Here is a 17,113-nt window from a genome sequence, read left to right on the forward strand (position 1 = left end):
AAACCTTAAGGAATTTACTCCTTAAGGTTTTTAATGTTATGTATGACCAATCCCAATCGTGCCGTCACCTTGAACGTTTTGAACCCGCTCCCAGCAGGTGGGTGCCCTGTTCTATGTTTTGTACTTCCACTCTATAATTGGAGGCTTGCACGCCACACAGAAACGCTAGGCTCCCGTTTACGTTGTTGTTCGGTCAAAACTGAATGGTTATGACGAACACATCAGGATTGGTATCAACTTTTTACTGTAATTGAATGATATCATATAAAACATGTGAGTATCAAGGTCTAATTCAATGGTTAATTTACATCTTTTTTACAATTTTACATGCCCATTAAAATAGAATGTCAATTATCCTTTTCATGCATAATTTTATTGTACTCCTAATATATAGTAGCTTCCATAGATTATAGTCGATCAACAAACTAATGCACCTGAGGTAATAAAAAGCTTGGCAGTCAGCCAAGCTTTTCTCTATTCCTTATTTTTTTAAGTGGAGTTTTAAACTTAACTCCTCTAGTTGAGCATCACTAACTGTCGAAGGTGCTTCCGTTAATAAACAAGAAGCAGATGCTGTTTTCGGAAATAAAATGGTGTCTCTTAAATTCTTTCTTCCCGCTAACAACATAATGAAGCGGTCAAACCCTAATGCAATACCACCATGTGGTGGCGCTCCAAATTCAAGTGCTTCCATTAAGAAGCCAAATTGTTCATTAGCTTCTTCCTGTGAAAAACCTAAAGCCTTAAACATTTTTTCCTGCATTTCTTTTTGATAAATACGTAAAGACCCTCCACCTAACTCATATCCATTTAGCACTAAATCATATGCTTCTGCCTTCGCTTCACCAGGAGCAGTATCTAATTTATCAAGATCACCATCAGCAGGCATTGTAAATGGATGATGTGCAGCAAAATAACGGTCTGATTCTTCGTCATACTCTAATAGAGGCCAATCTGTAACCCATAGGAAATTAAATTTAGATTCATCGATCATATTTAATTCTTTACCTAGTTTTAATCGAAGGGCACCTAAGCTTTCGTATACGACTGTTGTTTTGTCGGCAACGAATAATAGTAAGTCGCCATCTTCAACTGACATGGAAGTTTTAAGCTGCTGAACCTCTTCTTCATTAAAGAATTTTGCGATAGGGCCAGATAACTCGTTGTTCTCCGCTTTCAACCAGGCTAACCCTTTTGCACCATAAATTTTCACATAATCTGTTAACTTATCAATATCTTTACGAGAAAAATGACTAGCACTACCTTTTACATTTAAACCACTGACTTTACCTCCTGATTCAACAGCACTACTAAACACTTTAAAACCAGAGTCCTTTACTACTTCTGATACATTCACTATTTCTAATTCGAAACGTGTATCCGGTTTATCCGACCCATAACGTTCCATCGCTTCATCATAACTTATTTGTGGAAATGGAGTTTGAATATCAAGGTTTTTTACTTCTTTCATTACCTTTTTCATCATACGTTCCATCATTTCCATAATGTCTTCTTTTGTCATAAAGGAAGTTTCGATATCAATTTGTGTAAACTCTGGTTGACGGTCCGCTCGTAAATCCTCATCACGAAAACATCTTGCTATTTGATAATACTTTTCAAAACCAGAAACCATTAGTAGTTGTTTAAACAGCTGTGGTGATTGTGGTAAAGCGTAAAATTCTCCAGGGTGTACTCGGCTTGGAACTAAATAGTCTCTCGCCCCTTCTGGTGTACTCTTCGTTAACATTGGCGTTTCCATTTCTAAGAACTCTTCTTCGTTTAAAAAGTTTCGAATGACTTGTGTTGTTTTGTGACGTAATTTAAACGTTTCTTGTAAAGGTGTTCTTCTTAAATCCAAATAACGATACTTTAATCTCGTTTCCTCTGCAGTGTCTAAATCATCTTGAATCGCAAAAGGCGGCGTTTCTGATTTATTTAAGATGATTATATTGCTTACTTCTACCTCTAAATGCCCTGTGGCTAAGTTATTATTAATCGTACTTTCATCTCTAGCTACAACTTTTCCGCTAATTTCTAAAACATATTCACTTCTAACATTTTCTGCTTGTTTTAACGCCTCTTCATTTAGAGCTGGATTAAAAACAATTTGAACGATTCCAGAACGGTCCCGTAAGTCAATAAATATTAAACCACCTAAATCACGTCGTTTTTGTACCCAACCTTTTAACGTAACTTCTTGCCCAATGTGTTCAGATGTTAGTTTCCCACAGTAAAACCTTTTACTCATCTGCATTTCCTCCTCGCAAAGATTCCTTCACATATGGGATTGCTTCTTCTAATGATTTTTCAATTTGTGTTCCCGTTTCCATATGCTTAATACTAATTTGGTTGTTTTTCAATTCATCTTCACCTAAAACGAAAACAATTTTTGCTTGTAGTCGATCGGCTGTTTTGAATTGGGCCTTCATCTTTTTATCCATGTAATCTAAATCTACTTTTACTCCTGACTTACGTAAGTCAAATGCCAATTTAACTGCTTCTCTTTTCGCTTCTGTTCCAAGTGCAACAATATAAACATCCAAGGAATCCTCTACCGGTAATAAAATGTTTTCTGCTTCTAAAGCAAGTAATAAACGTTCAATACTTAAAGCGAAACCAATACCAGGTGTTTCAGGTCCTCCAAGCTCTTGGACAAGTCCGTTGTATCTCCCACCACCTGATAAAGTGGTAATAGCACCAAAACCTTCTGCATCGCTCATTATTTCAAATGCTGTATGATTGTAATAGTCTAGGCCACGAACAAGATTAGGATCTTCTTCGTATGGAATATCCATTTTTTCTAAGTATGTTTTTACCTCTTCAAAATACGTACGTGAATAGTCATTTAAATAATCAAAAATAGAAGGAGCCGTTTTCATAGCTGGATGTTCCCTATCCTTCTTACAATCCAATACGCGTAACGGATTTTTCTCTAATCTATTTTGACAATCTCCACAAAGCTCATTCTTATGTGGTGAAAAGTGATCTACTAAAGCATTGCGGTGATTCGTTCTACTTTCCGCATCCCCTAAGCTATTAACAACAAGTCTAAGAGACTTTAACCCTAACGTTTTATAACACTCTAACGCAAAAGCCATTACCTCAGCATCTATTGCCGGATCTGCACTTCCGAGAACTTCAATCCCAAATTGGACAAATTGTCTTGTACGACCTTTCTGAGGGCGTTCATAGCGGAACATTGGGCCAAAGTAAAATAGCTTTGTCGGTTGTTGTGGTAAACCAAACATTTTATGTTGAACATAAGCCCGGACTACAGATGCTGTCCCCTCAGGCCGCAATGTTAAACTTCTTCCACCACGATCTTCAAACGTATACATTTCCTTTTGTACAATATCTGTTGTGTCTCCTACTCCACGTTGGAATAATTCCGTACTTTCAAAAAGTGGAGTACGAATTTCTTCATAATTAAATCTTTTAGAAAGGTCATTTAACCTTTTCTCAACATATTGCCATTTTTTAGACTGACTAGGTAAAATATCTTCCGTACCTCTTGGAACATTAATCATGATAGCTCCCCCTTAACTAAAATTAAATATTGGTTACAGCTTTTTATAATAAAAATTCTTGCTACATCTTAACGATTAGGATTCACACAAACGTAGTTACGTCGTAGCTTGGACAATCATTAGAAAAGCAGCCTAAATATAAAAAAATCCCGTCCCCTATAAAAAAGGGACGAGATTTTACCCGCGTTGCCACCCTAAGTTGAAGCCAATTTAATGAACTTCCACTCTATACAATAACGCTTGCTTGCGTCCAACATCTACTAAGTATCCCGTTCGATGAGGAACCTCCAGAACGTCTTTCATTAAGATCGTGTGAAGAAATGTTTTCAGCCTAGACATTTCCTCTCTGTTCACCGTATGCTTAACTACTTTTTCCTTCATAGGCTTTCCTATATGTTTTAATGATAAATTGATCGGGACAACTATGCCCTTTCATTATTAGAAAACTTACCAGTCAACGACTTTTCTTTAGATTGATTCTTATCATAAAGATGTAAAATCAAAATGTCAAGAACGATCCAGCTTTTCTTTTAATTTTTTTACTTCTCCTAGCGATAATCCAAACTCTTGTGCAGTTTCAAGAGCAGTTTGCTCTTTTGCTGATTCAAGGAAATGATGAAAATCAATATTGAATATATCTTGCTCACTTGGTACTAAGGCATGTCTTTTTCCACTTATTCTCACAGCGAACCCTCCCATTTTAAATTATTTTGTTCAAAAAAGAAGGTTTTCTTACATAAAAAAATGAATTTTTGATAAAATTGTTGAATGTAGATGTAAAACAACATTGAGGGAGGAATCATTTTGGACAAGAAAAAGTTCTTCTTGTCATTAGCACTGTCTTTCTTTTATCTCCTATTGGTCACCTATGAAGTAAGTGCAAAGCAAGGAACAATAGCTGTTGATAACCTAAACATAAGAAGTGGTCCTGGTTTAGATCACAATGTTATTGGACAAGCCAATCAAGATACACAGGTAGAAATACTAGAAGAATCGGGTGAATGGACCAAAATCAAAACAAATCAACTGGAAGGTTGGGTTGCATCCGAATATCTCCATCAGTCTAATGGTGAAATAAATAGTACTGGGTTTGTATCCATAGATCCAGGGGTATCAGCTATCAGTGTTAGAGACCAACCAACTTATAGTGGAAATATTATTGATCAAATTAAAGATGGACAAACGTATCCAGTTTTAAATCAAGAAAAAGGATGGATTCAAATTGAACTTCCTTCCGGACAATCAGGTTGGGTAGCAAAATGGTTGGTGAAATATAATAAGGCAAGTACCGATTCAGATACAATTACCGTTCTTTTCGACCAAACCCACTTTCGTAGTGGACCCTCGGTTGATCATGAAATTGTTGGAAAAAGTGATAGTGGAAAAAGTTATCAGGTCATAAGTAAACAAGGTAATTGGTACGAATTCCAACACGAGAATCAAAGTATGTATGTGGCTGAATGGTTAGTCGATGCCACACAACAAGGAAATACTTATCCAAATGGACTAAGTGTGTTGAAAAATAAAGTTATTGTGATTGATGCGGGGCATGGTGGATACGATACTGGTACAATCGGTGTAAGTGGTAAATATGAAAAAGACTTAACGGAAAGAACAGGTAATTTACTTGCAAAGAAATTAGCAGCTTTGGGGGCAAAGCCATTATTAACACGCTCTAATGACATTTATTTGCCCTTAAACACGAGAGTAGCTTATTCAAACGCAAATAATGCAGACGCTTTTATAAGCATCCATTATAACAGCTCTATGGAATTCCCAGAGGTTCATGGTATAGGTAGCTTTTATTATGATGAGCAACATCTACCTTTAGCGACTGAAATACAAAAAGAACTCGTTCAAGCGACAGGGTTTAGAGACAGGAATGTGAAATTTGGGAACTTTCTTGTCATACGTGAGAACACGCAGCCATCTGTATTATTAGAACTGGGATTTCTATCCAATAATCAAGAAGAGAGAACAATAAATACAGAACACTTTCAACAACAAGCTACTAATGCGATTGTTCGAGGGTTAATCAATCACTATCAAAAATAAATAAGAAATAGAGAAAAAGGACATTCTAAAAAAATTAGAATGTCCTTTTACATTTATTTCTATTTTATATAGGAGCAAAGATTATTTCTTCCTATCAGCACTATCTAGCATTAATGTTACAGGACCATTATTGGTCAAAGATACGCTCATCATTTCCCCAAAAATGCCTGTTTCCAAAGGAATCCCTTTATTGGCGATGAGTTTATTAAAGGTTTTATACAATTCGTTTGCCGGTTCAGGTTTTGCTGCATTCATAAAGTTTGGCCGTCTTCCTTTTCGACAATCACCGTACAGTGTAAATTGTGAAATGGACAATATAGACCCTTTAACATCTTTCAAAGATAAGTTCATCTTCCCTTGTTCATCTTCAAAAATACGCAAATTTACTATTTTGTCCACCAAATATTCTGCATCTTCTACATCATCATCATGAGTTACCCCAAGAAGTACAACTATACCTTCTTGAATTTTACCCACTTCGCTATGATTGACGACAACACTAGCCTGACTAACTTTTTGAATAACTGCTCTCATTACTTAAACCCCTTACTGAACCTTTCTTTTTACTGTATATACATCAGAAATTTGTTTAATACGGTCAACTATTTTCCGTAAATGACTAATATTTTGGATTAATATAGTAACGTGAATAGTTGCCATATGGCTTTTATCTGACTTACCAGTAACAGCCGTAATACTTGTTTTTGTTTCATTAATTGCTTGTAATACTTCATTTAAAAGGCCATGACGATCATAACCAGATATCTCTAAATCAACATTGAATTGTTTTCCTTCTCCATCGCTTTCCCATTCAACTTCCAGTAATCTACCTGATACTTCATCTGTTTGTACATTTGAACAGTCAGCACGGTGAACAGAAACCCCTCTACCCTTCGTAATATAGCCGATGATTTCATCACCAGGTACTGGGTTACAGCATTTTGATAAGCGAATGAGTAGATTATCTGCACCACTTACTTTAACACCTGACTCGGTCTTCTTTTTATGTCTAGATATCACATCTTGCTTGACTTCTTCAAGTGATTTCTCAAAATCTAATTCCTTCGTTTTTTTCCTTACCTTATCAGCAAGGCGGTTTGCAATTTGTGCAGCAGTAATACCTTGGTATCCAACCGCTGCAAACATATCTTCTTCATTATGAAAATTGAATTTTTCTCCAACTTTTCGTAAGTTATCAGCTGTTAAAACTTCTTTTATGTTTATATTTAAATTAACAAGCTCTTTTTCAACTAATTCTCTACCTTTAGTAATGTTTTCATCTCTTCTTTGCTTTTTGAAGAATTGTTTAATTTTGTTCTTCGCTTGAGATGTCTGGGTTATTTTTAACCAGTCTTGAGAAGGTCCATAAGAATGTTTAGACGTCATTATTTCTAAAATGTCACCCGTTTTTAGCTTATAATCAAGCGGCTCCATTTTACCATTAATTTTGGCACCAATTGTTTGATTGCCAATTTCCGTATGAATTCGATAAGCAAAATCAATTGGCACAGAACCCGATGGTAGCTCTACAACGTCTCCTTTTGGTGTAAAAACATAAACCATATCGGAGAACAGGTCTACTTTAAGGGATTCCATAAATTCTTCCGCATCATGGGTGTCATTTTGCCATTCTAAAATTTCTCTAAACCAAGTAAGTTTATCTTGAACAGATTTCTTACTTTTAACAGATTTACCTTCTTCTTTATAGGCCCAGTGAGCAGCAATTCCGTATTCAGCAATTTCATGCATTTCTTGTGTTCTTATTTGGACTTCTAAAGGGTCACCCTTAGGACCAATAACTGTTGTGTGAAGCGATTGGTATAGATTTGGTTTTGGCATTGCTATATAGTCTTTAAACCTACCTGGCATAGGTTTCCAGCAAGTATGAATAATACCTAAGACTGCATAACAATCCTTAATACTATTAACAACAACACGAACTGCTAATAAATCATATATTTCATTAAACTGTTTATTTTGCATAACCATTTTGTGATAAATACTATAAAGGTGCTTAGGTCTACCAGAAATATGCGCTTCTATTTGCACGTCATCCAGCTGTCTATTTATTTCGTCAATAACATCGTGAACATAATGCTCTCGTTCAGCACGTTTTTGCTTCATTAAGTTAACGATTCGATAATATTGTTGTGGGTTTAAATAACGAAGAGCTGTATCTTCTAGCTCCCATTTAATTGTAGAAATACCTAATCGGTGTGCTAAGGGTGCAAATATTTCCAAGGTTTCATTTGCAATTCTACGTTGTTTTTCTATCGGTAAATGCTTAAGAGTACGCATGTTGTGGAGACGATCAGCAAGCTTGATTAAAATAACTCGTATGTCCTTGGCCATCGCAACAAACATTTTTCGGTGATTTTCAGCCTGTTGCTCCTCTTTAGACTTATATTTAATTTTCCCTAGCTTCGTTACTCCATCTACAAGCATAGCGACTTCTTCACTAAACTGTTTTTTTAAGTCCTCTAGTGTTACTTCTGTGTCCTCGACAACATCGTGTAAAAAACCACAAGCAACAGTTGCAGGGTCCATTTCTAACTCCGCTAAAATTCCTGCTACTTGTATTGGGTGTAAGATGTAAGGTTCCCCTGATTTACGGTACTGATCCCTATGTGCATGCTGTGCATATTCATATGCACGCTTAATAAAATCAGTATCTTTCTCAGAAAGATACTTACCCGCTACTTCAAATACGTCTTCAGCTGTTACTATTTTTTCTCTAGACATGAAATCACCTTAAATCTATCCATTCTATATATATAGTGAGACTACAATCTGTGTGTTTTACCAACTAATTGTAGCAAAACTTATTAAATGCTAGCGTCCTTTATCCCCATTTAGACTTCCAATGATCATTCTAAGTCTTAAAGTGGGAGCAATTGCTCCGGCATAAAGGTTGGATGTTTTTTTCATTATTATAAAAATGTAACATAAATGCAAAGAAAATAGTATATTTAATGACAATTTATATCAAGAAAACAGAATTCTATATAATGGAAATAAAGAGTACTCCATAGCGAGAGTACTCTTTTTCTTTAATATTGCATTAATGTTAAGACATCATAACCGTTTAGCTTATCTCTACCGTTTAAGTAAGTTAGTTCGATAAGGAATGCACACCCTGCAACAACACCACCCAGCTCTTCTACAAGCTTAATGGTTGCTTCGATTGTCCCTCCTGTTGCAAGTAAATCGTCGGTAATTAGAACACGTTGACCGGGCCTAATAGCGTCCTTATGAATGGTCAACACATCTTTCCCGTATTCTAAACCATAATCAACTTTTATTACTTCACGTGGAAGTTTTCCTTCTTTACGAACCGGTGCAAAGCCGATTTCAAGTGCATAAGAAACCGGACATCCAATAATAAAGCCGCGAGCTTCAGGTCCTACAACAATATCTATTTCTAATTTTTTTGCATACTCAACAATATCATTAATTGCTGACTTGTAAGCTGTCCCGTTATCCATTAAAGTCGTTATATCTTTAAATCGAATTCCTTCTTTAGGCCAATCCTCAACAACAGTAATATATTTTTTATAGTCCATGAACGACTTCCTCCTTCAAATTGCTTATACCTAACTGTTTAGAAAACCAATTTTTTAATTCTGTGTAAGAAGAATAATATAGCGTTTTTTCTACTTCCACTTGATTCAGTTTTAGTTGATACGTAGCCGAGTCCGTTAAATCCTTTTTTGTTGGTTTCGGGTTATAGTATAAAACTCCATTTTCTATTTTAACAAATTGAAGCTCTAAAAACACTTTAATTATAAAGTCCAAAAATTCGTTAGACCAACCATTTTTGTTAGCATATGCCGTTCTTTCCTTTTTCAAGTCAAGCAAACCCCGTTTCATTATCATTCCATAAAATGTTTTAAAATGATCCCTAGTAGGAGTTTGGCTAAAGTAGTTTTGTTCATCGGTTTTAAAATAAACATGAATAAATTTGGGCTTTACGGATTTCAAAATAACCGTTAAATCTTCTAATTTCGGTGGTAGGTCATAAAGTAATAATTCCTCTACGTTGCCATTAGAGGTTTTCTGTTGACTGCTCCACTCCTCAGCCTGAATACAAAGAAACTTTTCTTTTAACCATAAGTCATTCGTAGAAATGTCGCTATAATGCAAACAAACTTTAGATTTTCCCGAGTCTAAATGACTCATTTGTTTCGAAAGGTGTCTCGTACCTCTATAGTCAAACATCTGCCATTCTTGGACTTTTAAATCCTTTAACATCATTTGCATTTTCTTTCTTCCGTTCCACTCATTGATGCCCAACTCTCCAACAATAGCTATTTTTGAGTGTGGAGATATTTTTGGGTATAAGTCTCCCATACTAAAGCCAATAACATCTAAGTTTGTTTGCTCATACTGAAAACTCATTTTCAAATGGTTTAGTTTAGACCCAATTTGCCTAATCTCAGAAGGAAGCTGCGATTTAATTTCAAAAAGTGGTTTAGGATTACCCATACCAAAAGGAGATAATTGACCTATTTCGTGAATTGTATCTAATGAAAGCTCTGATAAATGAACAGCAAAATCAACAGATAAAATAGGTGAAAAATCTTTCTCGGTAAGTTTTTCTTGAGCTAAAGCATTTAATTCTTTCCGAAGTTTGTCCACATTCTCTAGTGTCAACGTCATACCAGCAGCTTGTGAGTGGCCCCCAAAACTAATAAATAAACTTTTTAACTCCATACAATTTTCAAACAAATTAAAAGCCTCAATACTTCTTGCTGAGCCTTTCGCTTCTCCTCTTTCCTCGTCTATGGCTAATACAATAGCTGGTTTATTATATTCATTTACTAGACGGGAAGCGACTATTCCTAGAACTCCTGGATTCCATCCTTCTTTTGCAACAACAAAAACGGAATCCTCCTTATCATTACTTTCTTGGATTATTGTCATCGCTTCTTGGGTGATTTCTGCAACAATTTGCTGACGTTGTTGATTTAAAGATTGAATTTCATCTGCTATGTGTTTGGCTTGATCGATGTCTTCCTCTAAAAGTAACTCTACTGCTAATGAAGCGTCTTGCAGCCTGCCGACAGCATTAAGACGAGGGCCTATAGCAAAACCAATATGCTCCTCTGTTACATCGCCTTCAATACTTGCTATTTCTTTTAGCATTTTTATACCAGGTCTATTCGTACTGGTTAATGCTTGCAATCCATAATATACAATAACTCTATTTTCGTCCTGTAAAGTAACAAGGTCAGCCACAGTTCCAATTGCTGCTAGTTCAATTAAGTGAAGTGGAACAGAACCAAGAATTGCTTGAGCCAATTTAAAAGAAACCCCAACCCCTGCTAGTTCACCAAAAGGATAGCCTTCAGGAATTTTCGGATGAATAATAGCTAGAGCTTCCGGTAGCTCTTCTTGTGGTTCATGGTGGTCCGTGATAATTAAATCCATTCCAAGTTCTTTGGCTATTCGCGCTTCTTCTACAGCAGCTATCCCAGTATCTACAGTAATAATGAGAGAGACCCCAGCCTCATATGCCTGTCTAAAAGCATTTTCATTAGGCCCATAGCCTTCTGTAAACCTGTTTGGTATGTAGAAGTCCACCATAGCATCTTTTTCCCGTAACGCTTCTACTAACAAAGCCGTAGACGTTACCCCATCTGCATCATAATCCCCAAATACTAATATCATTTCACCATTTACAATTGCCTCTTCTATTCTACTAACCGCTTTTTTCATATCTGGAAATAAAAAGGGATCATAAAGATCCTCTAAATTTGGTGATAGAAACTTTTTCGCTTTTTCTGTATTTCGAATACCTCTTTTAACTAAAAGTTTTTTAGTCAAATTAGATATTGGAAGTTGAATATCATCATTTAACTCTTCATCTATTTGCATGCGCCATATCGCTTTACCTTCTAACATAATTTCACCCCTGACGGAACCATTATACTAGAGGTTTTCAGGGGTGGCAAACAGGTAATGTATATTATTCTAGGGTTGCTTCAGATCTTCTTCTTTGTTTATGGATGAAGTTTCCTGATCATCAAAATTTTCCGATTCGTTTCTGTTCTCTTTTTGTAGCTGTTCTTTTTCTAATCGAAGTCTTTTCACTTCCTTTTGTAAAGTAAATATCTTTACTAATCCAAAAGAACCTGTAATGATACTTCCCATAAATACAGAAAATAAAATCACTAGAATCAATGGTGCTTCACTAGTAGTAAATAAGAAATTAACTGGAACAGCATCAACATTAATGACTGCAAAGACAGCAACAATGATTGCAAAAATGATGGCCAAAATAATAGACGTTTGTCCCCTCACAGCTTTCACTCCTTTTCTATTTGTACATATGTATTCGTTATTTTATTTGTCAGTTCCTTTCTATGTTTTTCCCTTGATAGAAAAAAATAAACCCTTGTCACTTTTGAAAGCGACAAGGGTTTTTATTAGACTTGTGGACCACCTGTAGATTTTCTTTCGCCAAATTCTAATGGCTTCTCTTTTAACATTTTCCCTCTCCATACAAGCCATAACTGGGCTGCGATAAATAAGGAAGAATACATACCTGCTACTAGACCTACAAGTAAAGCAAAAGAGAAATTCGTAATGGGAGCCGCACCGAATATTAGTAACATTAATGCTGCGAAAACTACTGTAATTACTGTGTTAATACTTCGACCTAATGTTTGCATTAAACTCTTGTTTATGATGATCGCAAGCTCAGCAAAAGATTTAACACGTTTCTTTACTTTTAGATTTTCTCTTATCCGGTCAAAGGTTACTATTGTATCGTTTATGGAGTAACCGACAATTGTAAGGATTGCAGCAATAATGGTTATGTCAAACTCTAATTGCGTAATACTGAATAGCGCTATAATGAAAAACGCATCATGTAATAACGCAATAATTGCCGTAAGGGCAAAGAAAAATTCAAATCGGAATGTTACGTAAATGATAATCCCGATTGATGCATAAATTACGGCTAAAGCCGCATTTTTAGCTAGTTCTTTTCCTACTTCAGGAGAAACAGTACTTACACTAGGTTCGTTTCCAAACTTCTCCGTAAAGTGGGCTTTCAAGGTTGAAATCGTATCCTCGGATAATACTCGATCAAATCGAATCATCGCAATTTCATTGAGGTCCCCTGCTCTTGTTATTTCAACTGGATTTAAATCTATCTCCTCAAGATCTTGTTCTATTTCTTCCATCGAGATTGTTTCATTTGCTAGTACCTGCACACGAGATCCGCTAGTAAAATCAATCCCAAGGTTTAAGCGGAGGACAAGAACCGATACAATCCCTATCAATACTAAAGCGATGGATGCAATAAAGAATTTTTTGCGATGGGCTACGAAATCAAATGTTTTTCCAAATACTTTTGGTTCAACTTCTTCCCCTTTTGCTATATCTAGAACTTCACTTTTCTTTACGCCAAACCAACTAATTCTCTTATTTAAAAATTTACTCTTTACCCAAAAGCCAAGTAGTAATCTAGATCCATAAACAGCAGTTATAAAGCTAACTAATATACTTACAATTAACATCGTTGCAAAGCCTTTTACAGAGCTTGTCCCAAACATAAATAATACGGCTGCTGCAATTAACGTGGTGACATTTGCATCCATAATAGTACTTATGGATTGCGTGTTCCCAGCACGAAAAGCAGATAATGTCGTTTTGCCAGCCTTCAGCTCTTCTCGTATTCTTTCATACGTGATAATGTTAGCATCAACCGCCATCCCAACCCCTAATACGAGGGCCGCAATACCTGGGAGGGTGAGAACACCATTCATTAAGTTAAACACTAACAAAATTAAGTAAATATATACACTTAAGGTTATAACAGCAATAAGACCTGGGAAACGATAGTACGCAATCATAAAGATAAAGATTAACGCAACACCAATCATACTAGCAAAAACTGTCTTATTTAATGCCTGTTCCCCAAACTGTGCACCAACGGAAACAGAGTAAAGTTCTTCTAAATTAACTGGTAATGATCCAGCATTTAAAATATCAGCAAGGCGCTGAGCTTCTTCTACTGTAAACGTTCCCTCAATAATTACGTCTCTTCCATTTATTGGTTCGCTAACAGCAGGTGCCGAAACATATTTAGGATCTTCTTTTTGTGACTCTGCTGCAAACGAATCGCCTTCATTATAGTCCATCCAAATTACTAACAGATTATTATCCGGACCATCTATTGTTGGGTCATTCATTGCTGCAATATCACTCGTTACTTCATAAAATCTTTCAGCACTTTTCAATTTCAAGGAAACAATTGGTCGATTATTATCTGGATGGAAATCCTGTGTAGCACTTCCTTCCACAATATCATTACCATTTAAATATTCTTTGTCATTAATATCCCTAAAGGATAATCGTGCCTCTGTAGATAAAAGTTCACGTGCTTCTGTTTGATCTTGAACACCAGCAAGCTGAACTCTTATCCGATTGTCACCTTCAATATCAATGTTTGTTTCACTAATACCTAATACATCTACACGTTCTCTTAAACTTTGAACCGTTGCATCTAACAACCGCTTATTTACTTCTTGCGTTTCATCTATTGGTTCAACCTCATATAAAATTTCAAATCCACCTTGTAAATCTAAACCAAGTGTTATGTCTTTCGTTATACCAGATGTCGTTGAACCTATTACTCCTGCAAATAAAACAACAAGCAGAAAAAAAGCAACGATTCGGCCTCTTTTTACCATGATGTCTAGTTCCTCCTTTATTCACTTACCTACCCAAAATGTTTTGTTACTTTTATGCTTCTTCTTTGCTAAACCCACGCAACGCTTCAATTTGGGACATTAAATCATCATTCCGATAGATTTCCATCGTTAAAAAGTTCATATATGTACCCGCATCTAAATGTAATATATCTTGTACAACCTGATGTAGTCTTATTTCATGGTCCTTTTTCCAAACCTTCTTCATTAAACAATTCCATACGTCCTCAATCGTTGCCTTATCATACCCAAAAATATGTAGCTCTTCTACTTTACTCGTTAAAGCAGGTAATACAAAAGGCTTCCAGACAGAAATTAGCCTCATCTCTACCATAACATGCCCCCCCTTTTTATAAAGTTGCTACCAAAATGAAGAATGTTACATGTATTTCCTTATCAGTCTAAAATTTCTAAAAGTAAAAAAGGGCTTGTCATGCTTGCCCAACCTTCTTGCATATACATTCATTGTATATGATTTTTAATATTTTGAGAAGGCAGGGCGGATTCATGGCAAAACAAACTTTTATACAAGGCACATTAATTTTGATCATTGCCGGACTAATTACTCGATTTCTCGGTTTCATTAACCGAATTGTAGTAGCGCGCATCATGGGGGAAGAAGGTGTTGGTCTATACATGATGGCTTTGCCTACGCTATTTTTGGTCATTACACTCACCCATTTTGGACTTCCAGTTGCCATTTCCAAAAGAGTTGCCGAAGCTGACGCAAATGGAGATCGTTTAAAAATAAAAAGAATTCTAGTTATTTCTTTTACGATAACTTTAGTGCTTAGCACCATATTCACTATAGCCTTTATTTTTATTTCTCCTTATGTAGCCAACTACTTGCTAACAGATAGTCGGACGTTATATCCATTATTAGCAATAAGTCCTATTATACCAATAGTTGCAATATCTGCAGTTTTAAGAGGATATTTTCAAGGGTTACAAAACATGAAGCCTCAAGCTGTATCTCAAGTAATTGAACAAATTGTACGTATCACTCTAGTTGCCTTACTAACGAAAATGCTACTTCCATATGGAATTGAGTATGCTGCTAGTGGAGCAATGATTTCTGTTGTCATTGGTGAGTTCTGTTCGTTAATGTATATCATTCACCAATTTAAAAACAAGAAAATAATTAAAGTAAGATCAAAAATTAAAAAATCCTTTCAAAAAGGAAGAGAAACGCTTTCCAACCTTTTATCTATCGCTCTTCCAACAACAGGTAGCCGCCTAGTTGGGAACGTGACACATTTTCTAGAGCCCATACTTGTTTCCCAAGCATTGGCAATTGCCGGCTTCACGGTAACACAAAGTACAAAACTATATGGAGAACTGACAGGATTTGTTTTACCACTATTATTTCTACCTACTTTTATTACAAGTTCACTATCAACAGCTCTTGTTCCATCTATAAGTGAAGCAGAAGCAAAAAAACAAAAGAAACTCATCCATTTTCGAATACATCAATCCATTCGTCTATCTTTTGCATCTGGAGCATTGGCGACAATTGTACTATTTATTTTTGCAAAGCCAATTTTGCTGTTTGTGTATAACGATGCAGACGCAAGTTATTTTCTTAGTTTAATGGCACCGTTTTTTATCTTACTATACTTTCAAGCACCATTACAGGCAGCTCTTCAAGCATTAGACTTGGCGAAACAAGCAATGTACAACAGCGTAATAGGATCAATTGTGAAGCTTGCAACCCTATTAATTTTAGCATCCCAACCGCAATTCGGGATAACAGGGGTTGTTTTATCTATTATCATCGGAATCATTTTAGTAACCCTACTACACTTTGCAGTACTTGCTAAACATATAGGCTTTCGTTTACCATTCATTGATATTATCAAAATGGGTAGTCTGTTGATTATTACGTATTTTATTGGGCAGTTTTTGTATCGAATCTTCCCTCAAGCAGATCACCAATTACTATCATTATTAATAATTTTCGTACTATTAACCGGTGTTTACATCATTTTGTTATTTGTGTTTCGCTTTATTACGAAAGATGAATTATCTCAGCTCCCATTCTTCAAAAAGTAATCGAAAAAAACTACGGTCTCCCAAAAGGGCCGTAGTTTTTTTGTGCTTATTTCTCCTTATTGGTTTCGTCCACATGTAAACTCCCGTCTTTATTCATGGAGCAATAGGAAATTTGTTCATTATCCTCATATCCTAATTTCCCTAATTCCTTTTTCAACCATTTTTCATCTTTATTCATTATTTCAAGTACTTTATGTTGGATTTTGCCATCTAAAATTAACGGCTCATAAAATTTTACTGGATTATCTTTTTTCTCAAAAACAGATAACCTACCATTCGGCTCTAAAATAGCAAGTTCTACTTCTTGTATTAGTTGAATTCCCTTATCGTGCAATTGAATGAGTAAATCATCAATATTATAGCGTTGTTCACTCATTTCCTTTTCATCTAATTTTCCTTCTCGTATAATAACAGCAGGTCTACCGTCCATCCACCGTCTAGCTTTTTGACTGTTTAAAGAAACACGAGCAGTTATTCTTTGAATAATCAAGAGAATAACCATAGGTGTAATGGAAAACAAAAAACTCTTATCTACGCTTTCTATCGATATAACAGCCATCTCGGCTAACATAATGAAAATAACGAGGTCTAGGATACCTATCTCTCCTATCTCTCTTTTTCCCATGATTCTCAGTATCCCAAATACAACTATATAGGCGCCAAAAGTTCTTAAAACAATGATAAAAAGATCAAATGCTAGTTCCATGTCTACTCTTCTACTTTCTATTAAGTTATTCCCACTATTTATTAACCTAATAG

At 35.7% G+C, this 17,113-nt stretch carries 13 protein-coding genes, 1 other RNA gene and 1 other annotated feature; of the genes, 2 read left to right on the forward strand and 12 right to left on the reverse strand.

All coding sequences use genetic code 11. The annotated features are described in order from the left end of the window. Positions 1–45 precede the first annotated feature (45 nt). The 4 genes from ssrS to HNQ94_RS01560 form a co-directional block, all read right to left on the reverse strand. A non-coding RNA gene (gene ssrS / locus HNQ94_RS01545) (6S RNA) lies at positions 46–231 on the reverse strand. Between the two features lie 250 nt (positions 232–481). Further along, entirely contained in the window at positions 482–2,248 is a 1,767-nt protein-coding gene (gene aspS / locus HNQ94_RS01550) for an aspartate--tRNA ligase (protein WP_174494555.1), read from the reverse strand. Beyond that, the gene (gene hisS, locus HNQ94_RS01555; RefSeq protein WP_221452462.1) at positions 2,241–3,527 is read right to left on the reverse strand and encodes a histidine--tRNA ligase; all 1,287 of its coding nucleotides are present in this window, start codon (positions 3,525–3,527) and stop codon (positions 2,241–2,243) included. The genes aspS and hisS overlap by 8 nt, the downstream gene beginning before the upstream one ends. 162 nt (positions 3,528–3,689) lie before the next feature. Next, positions 3,690–3,917: a binding site (T-box leader), on the reverse strand. 117 nt (positions 3,918–4,034) lie between these two features. Then, a complete protein-coding gene (locus HNQ94_RS01560) occupies positions 4,035–4,211 on the reverse strand; it encodes an RNA polymerase subunit sigma-70 (RefSeq protein WP_246199911.1) in 177 nt (58 codons plus the stop codon). A 120-nt stretch (positions 4,212–4,331) separates the two neighbouring features. Between HNQ94_RS01560 and HNQ94_RS01565 the strand changes: the two genes are divergently transcribed. Beyond that, entirely contained in the window at positions 4,332–5,582 is a 1,251-nt protein-coding gene (locus HNQ94_RS01565; RefSeq protein ID WP_174494553.1) for an N-acetylmuramoyl-L-alanine amidase family protein, read from the forward strand. An 81-nt stretch (positions 5,583–5,663) separates the two neighbouring features. On the opposite strand, the gene dtd is transcribed toward HNQ94_RS01565, so the two are convergent. The 7 genes from dtd to HNQ94_RS01600 all read right to left on the reverse strand — a co-directional run bounded on the left by dtd (position 5,664) and on the right by HNQ94_RS01600 (position 14,636). Then, the gene (gene dtd, locus HNQ94_RS01570; RefSeq protein WP_174494552.1) at positions 5,664–6,116 is read right to left on the reverse strand and encodes a D-aminoacyl-tRNA deacylase; all 453 of its coding nucleotides are present in this window, start codon (positions 6,114–6,116) and stop codon (positions 5,664–5,666) included. Between the two features lie 12 nt (positions 6,117–6,128). Then, entirely contained in the window at positions 6,129–8,324 is a 2,196-nt protein-coding gene (locus HNQ94_RS01575; protein ID WP_174494551.1) for a RelA/SpoT family protein, read from the reverse strand. Between the two features lie 308 nt (positions 8,325–8,632). Beyond that, complete coding sequence (locus HNQ94_RS01580; RefSeq protein ID WP_174494550.1) at positions 8,633–9,145, reverse strand: adenine phosphoribosyltransferase; 513 nt, start codon at positions 9,143–9,145, stop codon at positions 8,633–8,635. Beyond that, positions 9,135–11,486 (reverse strand): single-stranded-DNA-specific exonuclease RecJ, encoded by a 2,352-nt coding sequence (recJ, locus tag HNQ94_RS01585; protein ID WP_174494549.1) that lies wholly within the window; start codon positions 11,484–11,486, stop codon positions 9,135–9,137. The genes HNQ94_RS01580 and recJ overlap by 11 nt, the downstream gene beginning before the upstream one ends. A gap of 69 nt (positions 11,487–11,555) precedes the next feature. Further along, positions 11,556–11,885, reverse strand: a complete 330-nt coding sequence (locus HNQ94_RS01590; protein ID WP_174494548.1) for a LapA family protein — start codon at positions 11,883–11,885, stop codon at positions 11,556–11,558. 125 nt (positions 11,886–12,010) lie between these two features. Then, entirely contained in the window at positions 12,011–14,284 is a 2,274-nt protein-coding gene (gene secDF, locus HNQ94_RS01595) for a protein translocase subunit SecDF (protein ID WP_174494547.1), read from the reverse strand. 52 nt (positions 14,285–14,336) lie between these two features. Beyond that, the gene (locus HNQ94_RS01600; RefSeq protein WP_174494546.1) at positions 14,337–14,636 is read right to left on the reverse strand and encodes a post-transcriptional regulator; all 300 of its coding nucleotides are present in this window, start codon (positions 14,634–14,636) and stop codon (positions 14,337–14,339) included. A 173-nt stretch (positions 14,637–14,809) separates the two neighbouring features. Between HNQ94_RS01600 and spoVB the strand changes: the two genes are divergently transcribed. Continuing rightward, a complete protein-coding gene (gene spoVB, locus HNQ94_RS01605) occupies positions 14,810–16,354 on the forward strand; it encodes a stage V sporulation protein B (protein WP_174494545.1) in 1,545 nt (514 codons plus the stop codon). 46 nt (positions 16,355–16,400) lie between these two features. On the opposite strand, the gene HNQ94_RS01610 is transcribed toward spoVB, so the two are convergent. After that, on the reverse strand, positions 16,401–17,060 hold the full coding sequence (locus tag HNQ94_RS01610) for a DUF421 domain-containing protein (RefSeq protein ID WP_174494544.1): 660 nt from the start codon (positions 17,058–17,060) through the stop codon (positions 16,401–16,403). Between the last annotated feature and the right edge of the window lie 53 nt (positions 17,061–17,113).

This window comes from Salirhabdus euzebyi (assembly GCF_014207435.1).
GTDB classification, from domain to species: Bacteria; Bacillota; Bacilli; order Bacillales; family Alkalibacillaceae; genus Salirhabdus; species Salirhabdus euzebyi.